The organism is Aestuarium zhoushanense, assembly GCF_056431045.1.
Genome location: NZ_JBWKMA010000023.1, coordinates 562,235 through 576,590, shown reverse-complemented (window position 1 = coordinate 576,590; position 14,356 = coordinate 562,235). Strand labels below are relative to the sequence as shown.

The following is a 14,356-nucleotide window of genomic DNA, read 5'->3' as shown; positions in this document are numbered from 1 at the left end:
GTAAACATAATACAAAAATAGACTCTAAAACCCCTTATTAGGGTCTAATTTAAGGGCGAAACGCCTGCACTTCGGCCAGATCAGGGATCACATCGGCGGTGCCTTTGCGCGTCACCATTAGTGCGCCCGCCTTCGTCGCCTGCTGGATCGCCTGAGCCATCGGCATCCCACGATCCAACCCAGCGAGGACATATCCCGTGAACGTGTCCCCTGCCCCCGTGGTATCGACGGGATCAACTTTGATCGCGGGGAATTCGGTGCGAGTTCCACCTTCGATCAAAACCGCGCCTTTCGATCCCATCGTGATGATGACCGACGCAACACCGAGGTCTTCGGCATCCTTGCCCAGCGCATCGCGGAGCTGCGCCATTTCAATCTCGTTCAGGATCAAGAAATCGAGGTATGGCAAAACGGCCTCAACCGCTTCCGCAGAAAACGGTGCGGCAGCATATGCCACCCGAAGCCCCATTTCGCGACCAAGGGCCAGAGCATCCGCCTGACCGTTGGTTTCGTTCTGCGTCACAATCCAGTCGCCGACTTGGGCTTCGGACAATGCGCCACGGATCAGATCGTCGGGTATGGCGATGTTCGCGCCTTGATGCAGGATGATCGCATTTTCGCCCTCTGCATCGACCATGATGATGGCTTGGGCTGGATCGGCATCGACCTCTTTGATGAAACGCGTATCAACGCCGTACTCCATCAATCTGTCACGGGTCCAAAGGCTGTCGGCGGTCACCGCGCCAATATGCCGAACGTGCGATCCCGCCCGCGCTGCCGCAACGGACATGTTCGCGCCCTTACCACCCAGAAAAACCTGTCGGCTGAGTGACGCAAGAGTTTCCCCTGGGGCGGGAATATGCGGCATGGAATAAACGATGTCGGTGTTGATCGACCCTAAATTCCATACCGCCATGTCATCATCCTACGTTGCAGGCAGCTAGAACCGCCATGTTCATAATATCGTTCACTGTAGATACCGTAGAACAAATCTGGATTGGCTTGTCCACGCCAGCAAGGATCGGACCAATCACGGTCGCGCCACCCATTTCCTGCATCAACTTGACCGAGATAGAGGCCGAGTGACGTGCAGGAACGACGAGAACGTTTGCTGGACCTGTGAGACGGCTGAACGGGTAATGTTCCGCCGATTTCGGGTTCAGAGCCACGTCAACGGTCATCTCGCCTTCGTATTCGAAGTCGACGCCGCGTTTATCGAGAACTTTCGGCGCGATGTGCATCTTTTCAGCGCGTTCAGACACTGGATACCCAAAGGTCGAGAACGAGACGAACGCAACGCGCGGATCAAGCCCGAGGTCTTTGGCAACCGCAGCGCCACGCTCTGCGATGTCAGCAAGGTCTTCTTGATCCGGCCATTCGTGAACCAGAGTATCAGCGATCAGAACGATGCGGCCTTTGTTCAGGATGGCAGAAACGCCAGCCGCACCCGATTTCGGGCTTGCGTCGAACACGTGGTTAATCGCTTCGAGGACGTGTGCAGATTTACGGGTCGCACCAGTGACGAGGCCGTCACCGTGACCGTGAGCCAACATCAGCGCGCCGAACACGTGGCGGTCACGGGATGCGAGACGGTTGATGTCGCTGCGGTCAAAGCCTTTGCGTTGAAGGCGCTGATACAGGAACTCTTTGTACTGCTCGAGGTGCTGCGTGTTACGCGCATTGACGACTTTAACTTCGTCGATCGCGTCAGACAGACCTTCTTGGGTCAGCAGATCAGCAACTTCTTGTTCGCGACCGATAACGAGTGCTTGGCCCATGCCGCTGCGCTGGTATTGAACCGCTGCACGCAGAACACGCGGATCGTCGCCCTCTGCAAAGATGATAGTCGCTTGGGCAGCACGCGCACGAGCGCTGAGGCTCTGCAGGATGCTCGCGGTAGGGTCCATGCGGGATTTGAGCGACAGCTCGTAGGCTTCCATGTCGACGATCGGACGACGCGCAACGCCTGTATCCATGCCCGCTTTGGCAACGGCGGTCGGGATGCGGTGGATCAAACGCGGGTCGAACGGCGTCGGGATGATGTAATCGCGGCCAAAGGTCAGTTTTTTACCGTAGGCCACAGCAACTTCGTCAGGCACATCTTCACGAGCCAGCTCAGCAAGCGCATTCGCACAGGCGATCTTCATCTCGTCGTTGATCGCACGAGCGTTCACGTCCAGTGCACCACGGAACAGATAAGGGAAGCCCAGAACGTTATTCACTTGGTTCGGATAGTCAGAACGGCCCGTCGCAACGATGGCGTCTTCACGGACAGAGTGCGCCTCTTCGGGCGTAATCTCTGGATCAGGGTTTGCCATTGCGAAAATAACGGGGTTGGGCGCCATGCTGGCAACCATCTCGGTCGTCACGGCACCTTTGGCCGAAACGCCCAAAAACACGTCAGCGCCATTCATCGCATCCGCGAGGGTGCGGGCATCCGTGGCTGCAGCGTGAGCCGACTTCCACTGGTTCATGCCTTCAGTACGACCTTTGTAGATCACGCCCTTGGTGTCGCACATGATGCAGTTGTCGTGCTTTGCGCCCATCGCTTTGACCAGTTCGAGGCATGCGATCCCTGCCGCACCTGCGCCGTTCAGAACGATCTTACAATCTTCGATCTTTTTGCCAGAGATGTGCAGCGCGTTGATCAGGCCAGCGGCACAGATAACAGCGGTCCCGTGCTGGTCGTCGTGAAAGACGGGAATATCCATCTCTTCTTTGAGGCGTTGCTCAATGATGAAGCACTCAGGCGCTTTGATATCTTCGAGGTTGATACCGCCAAACGATGGACCAAGCAGACGAACAGCGCGGCAGAATTCATCTGGGTCTTCGGTATCAACTTCGAGGTCGATAGAGTTCACATCTGCGAACCGTTTAAACAGGACGGACTTGCCTTCCATCACGGGCTTAGACGCCAGCGCACCGAGGTTACCAAGGCCCAGAACAGCCGTGCCGTTCGAGATCACAGCCACAAGGTTGCCCTTGTTGGTGTAGTCATATGCCGTCTCAGGGCTGGCGGCGATTTCTTCACACGGGACTGCAACACCAGGCGAATAAGCAAGCGACAAATCCCGCTGGGTCATCATGGGTACGGTCGCTGAGACCTCCCACTTACCGGGGGTTGGTTCCATGTGGAACGTCAGTGCATCCTCGCGTGTGACCTTAGATTTGGACATTGCTTCCTCCGTTAGCGCCACAACCCATTACCTTTCCTTACACTATTGCCGCAACGGGATATCTTTGCACTTTCGTCGCTAACATTGGCTGGTTAGGTATATTCCCGACCGAAAAGAGGAAAATTATGTCCAACGTTACGCCGATGATGGCGCAATATCTCGAAATCAAGGCCGCTCACCCCGGTGCATTGTTGTTCTATCGCATGGGCGATTTCTACGAGATGTTCTTTGAGGATGCCGTCGCGGCCTCAGAGGCGTTGGATATTGCGCTGACCAAACGCGGGAAGCATGACGACGAAGATATTCCCATGTGCGGCGTCCCCGTTCATGCCGCCGAAGGCTACTTGCTGACGCTGATCCGCAAAGGGTTCCGCGTTGCCGTTTGCGAACAGTTGGAAAACCCCGCCGAGGCAAAAAAGCGCGGCTACAAAGCGGTCGTCAAACGCGATGTCGTCCGACTGGTCACACCTGGCACCCTGACCGAAGACAGCCTTTTGGATGCACGTCGCCACAACTACCTTGCCGCTTTTGCCGAAGTGCGGGATGAGGGCGCATTGGCGTGGGTCGATATTTCAACGGGCGCGTTTCACGTAGTGCCCTGCGCAGCGGTTCGACTTGGGCCTGAACTGGCGCGCCTCACCCCGCGTGAAGTTCTGCTGTCCGACGATAGCGCACACCGCACAACGGTCGAAGAGTCAGGCTCTGCCGTGTCGGAACTCGGTAAAGCAGCATTTGATAGCACTTTGGGCGAAAAGCGCCTTTGCAGTCTCTATGATGTCGCCTCTCTCGACGCGTTTGGAACCTTCACCCGCGCGCAAGTTTCGGCCATGGCTGCGGTCGTTGAGTATCTGGAGATTACGCAAAAAGGGAATCTGCCCCTCCTGCGTCCGCCCGTTGCCGAAGGCGAAACGGCCAATATGCAGATCGACGCTGCGACGCGTCGGTCGCTCGAATTGACCCACTCTATGGCGGGCGGTCGTGCTGGATCGCTCCTCGCTACGATTGACCGCACGGTTACGGCTGCTGGCGCCCGCTTGCTAGAGCGTCGACTGTCCTCTCCGTCGCGCACAATCGACACTATTCAGGCCCGACAAGATGCGGTGAGCTATTTTGTCGAACAGACCAAACTGCGCCAATCAATCCGCGATGGGCTGCGTGGCGTGCACGATATCGACCGCGCCCTTTCCCGTCTTGCACTCGATCGAGCAGGCCCGCGGGACATGACTGCAATCCGCAACACTCTGGGTCAGGCAGAGCAGATCGCGGCCAGTTTGCCAGACAGCTTGCCCGACCATCTGCAGTCCGTGACGGGTGATCTGATCGGGCATGACGACCTCTTGGATCTCTTGGATCAAGCGCTGATCACAGAACCGCCGCTACTGACCCGCGATGGCGGCTTTATCGCACCGGGGTATGACGAGGAACTCGACGAAGCGCGCACCCTTCGGGACGAAGGCCGCAGCGTGATTGCAGCAATGCAGGCGGAGTATTCAGAGCTCTCTGGGGTTCCGAGCCTTAAGATCAAGCACAACAACGTTCTGGGCTACTTCATCGAAACCACCGCGACCCACGCGGAAAAGATGATGACGCCACCGCTGAACGAAACCTTTATCCACCGCCAAACCACCGCCAATCAGATGCGTTTCACCACCGTTCCATTGAGCGAGATTGAAACGAAAATTCTGAACGCAGGTAGTCGTGCGCTGGAGATCGAAAAGCGTCTCTATTCCAGCCTAAGAGAGGCTATTATTGCGCAGGCTGCCCCTCTGTCGGCTCTTGCTCGGGCGCTATCTGAATTGGACGTTTCTGCAGCCCTCGCTGATCTAGCGAAGGCCGAGGATTGGACCCGCCCAGTCGTCGATTCCAGCCGCGCCTTTAACATTTCCAAGGGGCGCCACCCTGTCGTGGAACAATCGTTGAAGAAATCGGGCGACCCGTTTGTGGCGAACGATACCGACCTGTCAAAATCGAACATTTGGCTTCTCACGGGTCCGAACATGGCTGGTAAATCGACCTTCCTTCGTCAGAACGCACTGATCGCGGTGCTGGCGCAGATGGGTGCTTGGGTGCCTGCGCAGTCAGCACATATTGGTTTGGTCAGCCAGATATTTAGCCGCGTGGGTGCATCCGATGACCTTGCCCGTGGTCGTTCGACATTCATGGTCGAGATGGTGGAAACCGCAGCGATCCTGAACCAAGCAGACGACCGCGCCTTGGTCATCTTGGACGAAATCGGACGCGGGACGGCGACCTATGACGGCCTGTCGATCGCTTGGGCAACGCTAGAGCATCTGCATGACGTGAACCGTTGCCGCGCACTGTTCGCGACCCATTACCATGAAATGTGCCAGCTTGCGGACAAATTGGACGGTGTCGACAACGCAACCGTCACCGTAAAGGAATGGGATGGCGATGTGATCTTCCTCCACGAGGTCAAACGTGGCACGGCGGACCGCAGCTACGGCGTTCAAGTCGCGCGCCTTGCTGGTTTGCCCACTGCCGTTGTGAACCGAGCCAAGGTTGTTCTGGAGGCGTTGGAAAAAGGCGAACGCGAAGGCGGGACGGCCCAGAAAGCGCTGATCGACGACCTGCCGCTCTTTGCCGCCGTTGCCCCAGCACCTGCGCCCGCAAAACCGGCGCAGTCCGAGGTCGAAGACCGTCTCAAGGATATTTTCCCAGACGACCTATCGCCCAAAGAGGCGCTATCCCTGCTCTACGAACTAAAAGAGCTGGCGCAAAAATAACGCCAGCTCCGAATTTTGACTGATTGTGTGTGGTCCGATTAGGACGCAGGCATCGACGACACACCGACCTGCGCAGGGCGCAGCAGACGGTCGTGGAGCATAAAGCCAAGCGCGGAAATCTGAATGATGTCACCCGCTTTCGTGCCTGGGAGCGGTGCCTCAAACATCGCCTCATGCTGCTGTGGATCGAATTTGTCTCCAACAGCTGGTTCAATTTTGGTGATGCCATGCTTTGCAAACACGTTCAGCAGTTCGCGCATCGTCAGTTCGATACCCTCAATCAGAGCGGCTTGAGCTTCACGCTGATCTTCAGAAATCGCATCAATCGCACGGTGCATGTTGTCGTAAACAGGCAGCAAATCACGCGCCAGTTTCGAACCGCCATAGTTTTCGGCTTCGCGACGATCACGCTCAGCACGGCGGCGCGAGTTTTCGGCATCCGCAACGGCACGCAAGAAACGGTCTTTGAACTCATCGCGCTCTGCGGTCAGTTGGGCAACCACATCAACTTCGCCCTCGCCTTCGGCCTGATCTTCTGCACCCAGTTCAATCTCGTCAGCCTCGGCGGCAAGTTCATCAAGGCTTTTCGGTTCTTCGCTCATTTCTTTTCCTCAACTTTGTCCGGACAGGACACGCCCGACCAGTTGCGCTGTATAATCTACGATTGGCACGATCCGTCCGTAATTGAGACGAGTCGGCCCAATGACGCCAACAGCGCCAATGATCTTACGGTCGGCGTTCATATATGGAGAAACCACCAAAGAGGAACCCGAAAGTGAAAAAAGCTTGTTCTCTGAGCCAATAAAAATGCGAACGCCCTCGCCTTCTTCGGCAAGTTCTAGGAATTCAGAGATATCTTGCTTGCGTTCTAGGTCGTCAAACAGGCTCCGAATGCGTTCGAGGTCGATACCGCTCTCTTGATCAGCAAGCAGATTGCCTCGTCCGCGCACGATAAGGCGCTCGGTCGATTCGCCCTTGTTTTCCCAGACAGCGATACCGCTTTCGACCAGCTGCGCGGCAAGACTGTCAATTTCTTGACGCCTTGCGTTGATCTCGCGGGTCATGACCGTAGACAGCTCGGATAGCGTACGGCCCTCGGCAAAAGAATTGACGAAGTTCGCGGCCTCACGAAGTGAACTCGGCGTTTGACCAGCGGGCGGCGTGAAAAGACGGTTTTCCACATGGCCATCCGCAAACACAAGAACGACCAGAGCGCGGTCGGGGCCGAGCGATACGAACTCAATATGCTTGATCGGGGCTTCGTGTTTCGGCGTCAGAACCAAAGATGCACCACGGGTCACACCAGACAGCGCAGACCCAACCCGATCCAAAAGCACATTCACATCGCCATTGGCCGCGTCTAGCGTTTGGTCGATCTTTTCACGGTCATCCCCGCTGAGAGACACCTCAAGCAGACCATCTACAAACATCCGAAGACCCGTTTGGGTCGGAATACGGCCAGCCGACACATGAGGACTACCGACGAGGCCGAGGTATTCTAGGTCCTGCATCACGTTACGGATCGTCGCCGCGCTGACCTTTTCAGACATTTCGCGGGACAAAGTGCGCGACCCGACGGGCGCACCAGTGTCGAGATACCCCTCAACAACACGGCGAAAGACTTCGCGTGAGCGGTCATTCATTTCACTTAACAGTGGCGTATTGTTCATTTCAGCGTTTCCCTAGGGCGAGACAATTAAAACGCTGGGGATCGGCGCGTCAATCGGGCTTGGTTTTCGGACCCGTCCAGCGTATCCCACCCTCAACAGATAAAGGAGAGTTTAATGCGCCCCTCAGGTCGTCAGATAGATGAAATGCGTCCGATTTCAATCGAAGTCGGTGTCACGAAACATGCCGAAGGGTCTTGCCTGATCAAAGTGGGTGACACTCATGTCCTTTGCACTGCCACGATCGAAGACCGCGTGCCTCCGTTCATCAAAGGCTCGGGCCTTGGCTGGGTGACTGCTGAATACGGCATGCTACCGCGTTCGACGGGTTCGCGGATGCGCCGCGAGTCCACGCAAGGCAAACAAGGTGGCCGCACCGTTGAAATCCAGCGTCTGATCGGTCGCTCGCTTCGCGCTGGTGTGGACCGTGTTGCGCTGGGTGAACGCCAGATCACAATCGACTGTGACGTAATCCAAGCCGACGGCGGAACCCGGTGCGCATCGATCACGGGCGGTTGGGTCGCATTGAAACTCGCCGTGAACAAGCTGATGAAGACTGGCGACGTGATCTCTGATCCGCTGGTGAACCCTGTTGCGGCAGTGTCCTGTGGCATCTACGCGGGCCAGCCCGTTCTGGACCTCGACTACCCAGAAGACTCCGAAGCAGGCGTTGACGGCAACTTTGTCATGGCGGGAGACCGTCTGGTCGAAGTCCAGATGAGCGCTGAAGGGGCAACCTTTACCCGCGATCAAATGGCAAAGCTGATGGATCTCGCGGACAAAGGGATTGCGGAACTCGTTGCAGCCCAGCTTCAGGCCGTAAAATGACACGGCGGTTTGACGGGAAAGAACTGGTTGTTGCCACTCACAATAAAGGCAAGCTCGAGGAGATCGCTGATCTCCTCGGCCCGTTCGGGATCACGCTGACCTCTGCTGCAGATCATGGCCTATCTGAGCCTGAAGAAACCGAGTCCACCTTTGTCGGAAACGCTCGGATCAAGGCACATTACGCTGCAAAAGAGACTGGTTTGCCTGCTCTCTCGGATGATTCAGGGATCGAAATCGACGGGCTAGATGGCGCACCGGGTGTCTACACCGCAGACTGGGCCGAAACGGCAAACGGCCGTGATTTCGTCATGGCGATGGAGAAAACGTGGGCAAAATTGGAAGAGGTTAACGCCCCCTTCCCACGGACCGCTCGTTTTTGCTGTACGCTGGTTTTAGCTTGGCCAGACGGACACGACGAAGTGTTCCCTGGGATCATGTCTGGACAGATCGTTTGGCCGATGCGCGGCGACCAAGGCCACGGCTACGACCCCATTTTCCAACCCGACGGCTACGACATCACGTTTGGTGAAATGGACCGTTGGGAAAAGAACAAGATCAGCCACCGTGCGGACGCGTTCGCCAAACTGGTAAAGGGTTGCTTTGCCTGAGGATTGGGAAAACGGGGGCTTTGGGCTCTACATCCACTGGCCGTTTTGCCAGTCGAAATGCCCATATTGTGACTTCAACAGTCACGTCGTCGCGTCCATCGACCAAGATCGCTGGGCGCGCGCCTATTTGTCGGAGATCGATCGCGTCGGACAATTGACCCAAGGTCGCATCCTCAAATCAGTTTTCTTTGGCGGCGGAACACCGAGCCTCATGGATCCAGAATTGGTCCACGCCATCCTCGACAAAGTCCGCAAGACATGGCGGATGACCAACTCCTGCGAGATCACGCTAGAGGCCAATCCCACGTCTATAGAGGCGGGCCGTTTCCACGGATACCGTGATGCAGGCGTCAACCGCGTCTCAATGGGATTTCAGTCTCTAAATAACGATGATTTGCGTCTTTTGGGCCGTTTACACAGTGTCGAAGACGCTATGAAAGCCTTCGATGTCGCACGAAGTGTATTTGATCGCGTCAGTTTCGATCTGATCTACGCACGACAGAACCAAACGCTTGAAAATTGGCGAATTGAGCTGAAACAGGCTCTATCTTTGGCCATTGATCACCTGTCTTTGTATCAACTCACAATCGAAGACGGCACAGCATTTGGTGATCGTTACGCGGTCGGTAAACTTCGCGGTTTACCCGACGACGACGCGGCTGCAGACATGTATGACGCAACCCAAGAGATCTGCGATCAAATGGGGTTCCCTGTATACGAGGTCTCGAACCATGCCCCAGAAGGCGCAGAGAGCCAACATAATCTGATCTATTGGCGCTACGGCGATTACGCTGGGATCGGCCCAGGCGCGCATGGGCGACTAACGCTCAACGGCATCAGACATGCGACCGAAACCCATACTGCTCCCCAGATGTGGCTCAATGCAGTTGAAACTAAGGGGAGCGGTGAAACCCTATCTGACGCGCTAACCGCCGAAGATGCAGTCACAGAGTTTCTCTTGATGGGTATGCGCCTCACTGAGGGCGTTGACATTTCTCGTCTTCACGCATTGGGCGGCAATCGGTTCTCAAACAACATTAACCGTATGACCGAAATGGGCTTTGTCGAAACGAAAGCGGGCCGCCTGTGCGTCTCTGCAACTGGGCGGCCCGTTCTAAATGGTGTTCTGCGAGAGCTTCTGGCCGACTAACCGACCGACAAAATCCGTAGCAGATCGTCGAGTTGATCAAGGTTCGAATAGCTGATCGTCACCTTGCCAGCTTCACTCCCAACTGGATGATCGATCGATACCTTCATTTTCAAGTTCGCGCTCAATTCCTGTTCGAGTTGGGCTGTATCAGGGTCTTTTGCGGCCGCACGAACGCGATTGTTCTGGGCCACTTTTTCTTTCGCAGGATCCACTTTAACCAATTTCTCAGTATCGCGGACGGACAGCCCCTGCTGAATGATCTTTTGCGCAATCGAAGAGGCTTGATCGTTACCGACCAAAGCTCGTGCGTGACCCGCGCTAAGTTTGCCTTCGATAACCTGCGTCTGCACATCCTGCGGAAGGTTCAGTAGACGCATCAGGTTTGCAATATGGCTACGGCTCTTACCCAGCGCTTGGCTGAGCTGTTCCTGAGTATGCCCGAAGCGATCCATCAGCTGTTTGTAACCTGCCGCCTCATCAATTGCGTTCAGGTCAGCGCGCTGGATGTTTTCGATGATCGCGACTTCGAGGACTTCAGTATCGGTGAAATCCCGCACAATGACAGGCAGTTCATGAAGTTTAGCGATTTGCGAGGCACGCCAACGACGTTCCCCAGCAACAATTTCGAATTTGGACTCGTCGCGCGGCGATTTACGCACGATCAGCGGCTGAATGACGCCTTTTTCTTTGATCGACGACGCAAGTTCATTGAGCGCGTCTTCATTAAAATAACGGCGCGGCTGATCAGGGTTCGGTTCAATACGTTCAATAGCGACCATAAGATCAGGGGCGCGCGGCGTTGGGGCTCCGGTGCTGCGATCAACAGGTGCGGTTACGTCCGACATGAGCGCGGAAAGACCACGGCCAAGCCCACGATTTCGGTTCGGTTTATCAGCCATCAGCCTCTCCCTATTTCTTTTCTCGTTCAATCAGTTCTTCGGCCAATTCGCGATAAGCCTGACTGCCACGTGACTGCGGATCATATTCCAAAATGGTCATCGCGAAAGACGGCGCCTCGCTCAGACGCACGTTACGCGGAATGACCGTTTTAAAGACCAAATCACGTAGGTTTTCGCGCGCGTCATCTTCAACCTGCTGAGATAGGTTATTCCGACGATCATACATCGTCAAAACAACACCTTCGATGGCGAGATCGGGATTCGCCGTTAGACGCACCTCGCGGATGGTCAACATCAGCTGTGACAGACCTTCGAGCGCATAGAACTCGCTCTGCAGCGGCACGATAACCGAATCCGCAGCAACCATCGCATTGATAGTCAGAAGGTTCAGAGACGGCGGGCAGTCGATGATGATATAATCGAGGGCAAAAGCATCAATTGCCGGCTGACGAAGCGCATCATGGAGCAGGAAGCTCCGCTTTTCATTGGATATTAGCTCAATATCAGCCGAGCTAAGGTCCGTTGTCGCGGGAATGACCAATAGATTTTCGACGGTCGTCTTATGAATCGCATCAAAAAGTGATTCCTCACCAACGAGCAGATCGTATGTCGTCACATTCCGTTCATCTGGCTCGATACCCAAGCCAGTCGAGGCGTTCCCCTGCGGATCCAGGTCAACAAGCAAAACATTTCGGCCCAACTCGGCAAGCGCAGCGGCGAGGTTAATTGAGGTGGTTGTCTTGCCAACTCCACCTTTTTGGTTCGCCACCGCGATAATTTTTGGCTGAGTTGTCCGGCTCAAATCAGACACGGGAAAATCCTTTGATTGAAATCACGCAAGCATCGCCATTGGTGATACTTGGCACCTTATTGTAATCAAAGGCCCAAGTTTGCTTTGCCTCAATTATTTCGTCGTCAGCTGTTTTCCCCTTTTGGAATACAGCAAAACCGGTTGGAGCCAGATGACGCTCCGCAAAACCGAGTAGAATGGTTAACGACGCCAAGGCCCGCGCTGAGATTACATCAGCGTACTGAGGCGGCGCCATTTCGATGCGGTCATCTAGGACAGTAGCATTCAAACCAAGTTCACGGATCGCTGTGCGCAGGAACGTCGCCTTGCGTTGATCGCTCTCAATCAGAGTAAAACGTGCCTCCGGCTTCTTCTCGACGGCGATGGCCGCAAGGATAATGGCCGGAAAACCACCGCCACTTCCGATATCAGCCCAGTGGTTCCATTCGGCTGGCGCGGATGCCCAAACCTGTGCGGAATCCACGATATGGCGATCCCAGATATGCTCGACATCATTACGAGCGATCAAGTTGATCTTTTTCGTCCACTTACGAACGAGATCTTCAAAAGCACCTAACCTCTCCAATGTTTCACGTGAAACATCTACACCTGCGATCATGCCGACTTCGCCTTTTCATGTTTCCTGATCCGCGCGAGCAGCAAGACAAGTGCTGCGGGCGTCATCCCCTCAATACGCGAGGCCTGTCCAATGGTCGTTGGCCGAACACGGTTTAACTTCAATGCCAGTTCGTTCGATAACCCAGACACACCCGTGTATTCAAACCCTTCAGGAATCTGCACTTCTTCGTCTCGGCGCAGGCTTTCGATATCCTTTGCCTGACGGGTAATGTAGTGAGCATAAAGCGCGTCGCGTTTGATCTGCTGACGAACCTCAGTAGTGATCTCAGACGCTTCCGGTACCAGAGCGAGCAATTCGGCATCTTCAAATTCGGCGAGCGACAGCGCATCTAGAGCAGTTCTTCCAGGACCATCTGGGTTCAATTTAACACCAGTATCCGAGATCTGACGCGCACTCAAAGCCACACCTGACAGAACGTCTCGTGCTTTTGAAATCGCTGACATTTTTTCGCTGAATGACTCCCAACGATCATCACCGACACAACCTACGTCCCGACCAAATTCGGTCAAACGCTGATCCGCGTTGTCTGCACGTAGCGAAAGGCGGAACTCTGCCCGCGACGTAAACATGCGATACGGTTCGGACACACCGCGGGTGATCAAATCATCGATCATGACACCAATGTAGCTGCTCGTACGGCTGAACGTGATTGCATCGCCGCTTTGGGCAGTCCGCGCAGCATTCAGACCAGCGACGAGCCCCTGCGCCGCCGCCTCTTCATACCCAGTCGTACCATTGATTTGGCCTGCCAAGAATAGACCCCCGACATCACGAAGCTCCAACGTCGGCTTCAGCGCTCGAGGGTCAACGTAATCATACTCGATCGCGTACCCAGGCTGGAGGATCGTAACATTCTCCAAACCCTTCATTGATCGAACATAAGCTTCCTGCACATCAACGGGGAGAGAAGTCGAAATGCCATTCGGGTAAATCGTCGGATCATCGACACCTTCGGGCTCAAGGAAAACCTGATGCGAGGACTTATCGGCAAAACGCACGACTTTATCTTCAATCGACGGGCAATACCGAGGCCCAATCCCCTCAATGTGTCCACCATACATCGCGGAACGAGACAGGTTATCGCGGATAATCTCGTGTGTTTTTTCGTTTGTATGGGTAATTCCGCAAGAAACTTGCGGTGCAGTGACGGACTTGGATAGGAACGAAAAGAGCGATGGCTCATCATCACCTGGCTGACTTTCAAGGTCTGTCCAGTCAATCGTTCGACCATCTAGTCGCGGAGGCGTGCCCGTCTTCAATCGACCGAGCGGCAATCCAAAACCATCAAGGCGTTCCGCCAACTTGATCGAAGGCTTATCACCCATTCGACCCCCCGATTTTCGGACATCTCCAATATGAATAACGCCACGCAGGAATGTCCCAGTCGTCAGGACCACAGCGCGTGCTTCAATTTCTGATCCATCGTCCAAGATCACGCCAGCAACGCGAGCTCCGTCCATAATTAGATCGGTCGCTTCACCCTCAACAACCGAGAGATTTGGCTGAATCTGGACCAAATGCTGCATTGCGGCCTTATAACGAGCTCTGTCCGCCTGCGCCCGAGGCCCTTGAACAGCCGGCCCCTTTTTGCGGTTCAACAGACGAAACTGAATGCCGGCAATGTCCGCCGCAACGCCCATGACGCCATCGAGCGCGTCAACTTCGCGAACTAGATGCCCTTTACCAAGGCCACCTATAGCGGGATTGCACGACATCACACCGATGGAGTCAAAGCTCAACGTGACCAGTGCGGTTTTAGCACCCATACGTGCCGAGGCATGTGCTGCATCGGTTCCAGCATGACCACCACCGATCACGACAACATCAAAGTCCAAATGTTTCACGTGAAACACT

The 14,356-nt window shown here is 55.2% G+C and carries 12 protein-coding genes; 4 read left to right on the top strand and 8 right to left on the bottom strand.

Annotated elements, in window-relative coordinates; translation table 11 throughout:
• Positions 1-49: 49 nt before the first annotated feature.
• Positions 50-916 (bottom strand): ribokinase, encoded by an 867-nt coding sequence (locus AC07ED_RS14540; protein WP_105236180.1) that lies wholly within the window; start codon positions 914-916, stop codon positions 50-52.
• 4 nt (positions 917-920) lie between these two features.
• Complete coding sequence (locus tag AC07ED_RS14535) at positions 921-3,176, bottom strand: NADP-dependent malic enzyme (protein WP_067552446.1); 2,256 nt, start codon at positions 3,174-3,176, stop codon at positions 921-923.
• Between the two features lie 125 nt (positions 3,177-3,301).
• Here AC07ED_RS14535 and mutS point away from each other — a divergent pair, with 125 nt between their 5' ends.
• The gene (gene mutS / locus AC07ED_RS14530; protein ID WP_478242342.1) at positions 3,302-5,920 is read left to right on the top strand and encodes a DNA mismatch repair protein MutS; all 2,619 of its coding nucleotides are present in this window, start codon (positions 3,302-3,304) and stop codon (positions 5,918-5,920) included.
• Positions 5,921-5,958: 38 nt separating this feature from the next.
• Here the strand turns inward: mutS and AC07ED_RS14525 are convergent, their stop codons facing one another.
• On the bottom strand, positions 5,959-6,522 hold the full coding sequence (locus AC07ED_RS14525) for a nucleotide exchange factor GrpE (protein WP_105236181.1): 564 nt from the start codon (positions 6,520-6,522) through the stop codon (positions 5,959-5,961).
• 9 nt (positions 6,523-6,531) lie between these two features.
• Positions 6,532-7,590, bottom strand: a complete 1,059-nt coding sequence (hrcA, locus tag AC07ED_RS14520; protein ID WP_105236182.1) for a heat-inducible transcriptional repressor HrcA — start codon at positions 7,588-7,590, stop codon at positions 6,532-6,534.
• A gap of 114 nt (positions 7,591-7,704) precedes the next feature.
• Between hrcA and rph the strand changes: the two genes are divergently transcribed.
• From rph to hemW, 3 genes are read left to right on the top strand one after another with little or no spacing between them, the layout of a single operon-like run.
• Complete coding sequence (gene rph, locus AC07ED_RS14515) at positions 7,705-8,415, top strand: ribonuclease PH (RefSeq protein ID WP_105236183.1); 711 nt, start codon at positions 7,705-7,707, stop codon at positions 8,413-8,415.
• Positions 8,412-9,023: an RdgB/HAM1 family non-canonical purine NTP pyrophosphatase gene (gene rdgB / locus AC07ED_RS14510; protein WP_105236184.1), complete on the top strand. Its 612-nt coding sequence runs from the start codon at positions 8,412-8,414 to the stop codon at positions 9,021-9,023. Before rph ends, rdgB begins: the two co-directional genes overlap by 4 nt.
• Positions 9,016-10,173 (top strand): radical SAM family heme chaperone HemW, encoded by a 1,158-nt coding sequence (gene hemW / locus AC07ED_RS14505; protein WP_105236185.1) that lies wholly within the window; start codon positions 9,016-9,018, stop codon positions 10,171-10,173. The genes rdgB and hemW overlap by 8 nt, the downstream gene beginning before the upstream one ends.
• Here the strand turns inward: hemW and AC07ED_RS14500 are convergent.
• Genes AC07ED_RS14500 through mnmG form a run of 4 tightly spaced genes read right to left on the bottom strand, consistent with a single transcriptional unit; the run spans position 10,170 to position 14,355 of the window.
• Positions 10,170-11,072, bottom strand: a complete 903-nt coding sequence (locus AC07ED_RS14500) for a ParB/RepB/Spo0J family partition protein (protein WP_105236186.1) — start codon at positions 11,070-11,072, stop codon at positions 10,170-10,172. The genes hemW and AC07ED_RS14500 overlap by 4 nt on opposite strands.
• A 10-nt stretch (positions 11,073-11,082) precedes the next feature.
• Positions 11,083-11,883 carry a ParA family protein gene (locus AC07ED_RS14495; protein WP_105236187.1) on the bottom strand — a complete coding sequence of 267 codons (801 nt, stop codon included), beginning with the start codon at positions 11,881-11,883 and terminating at the stop codon, positions 11,083-11,085.
• The gene (gene rsmG / locus AC07ED_RS14490) at positions 11,876-12,481 is read right to left on the bottom strand and encodes a 16S rRNA (guanine(527)-N(7))-methyltransferase RsmG (protein WP_105236188.1); all 606 of its coding nucleotides are present in this window, start codon (positions 12,479-12,481) and stop codon (positions 11,876-11,878) included. Before rsmG ends, AC07ED_RS14495 begins: the two co-directional genes overlap by 8 nt.
• On the bottom strand, positions 12,478-14,355 hold the full coding sequence (gene mnmG / locus AC07ED_RS14485; RefSeq protein ID WP_211096414.1) for a tRNA uridine-5-carboxymethylaminomethyl(34) synthesis enzyme MnmG: 1,878 nt from the start codon (positions 14,353-14,355) through the stop codon (positions 12,478-12,480). The genes rsmG and mnmG overlap by 4 nt, the downstream gene beginning before the upstream one ends.
• Between the last annotated feature and the right edge of the window lies 1 nt (position 14,356).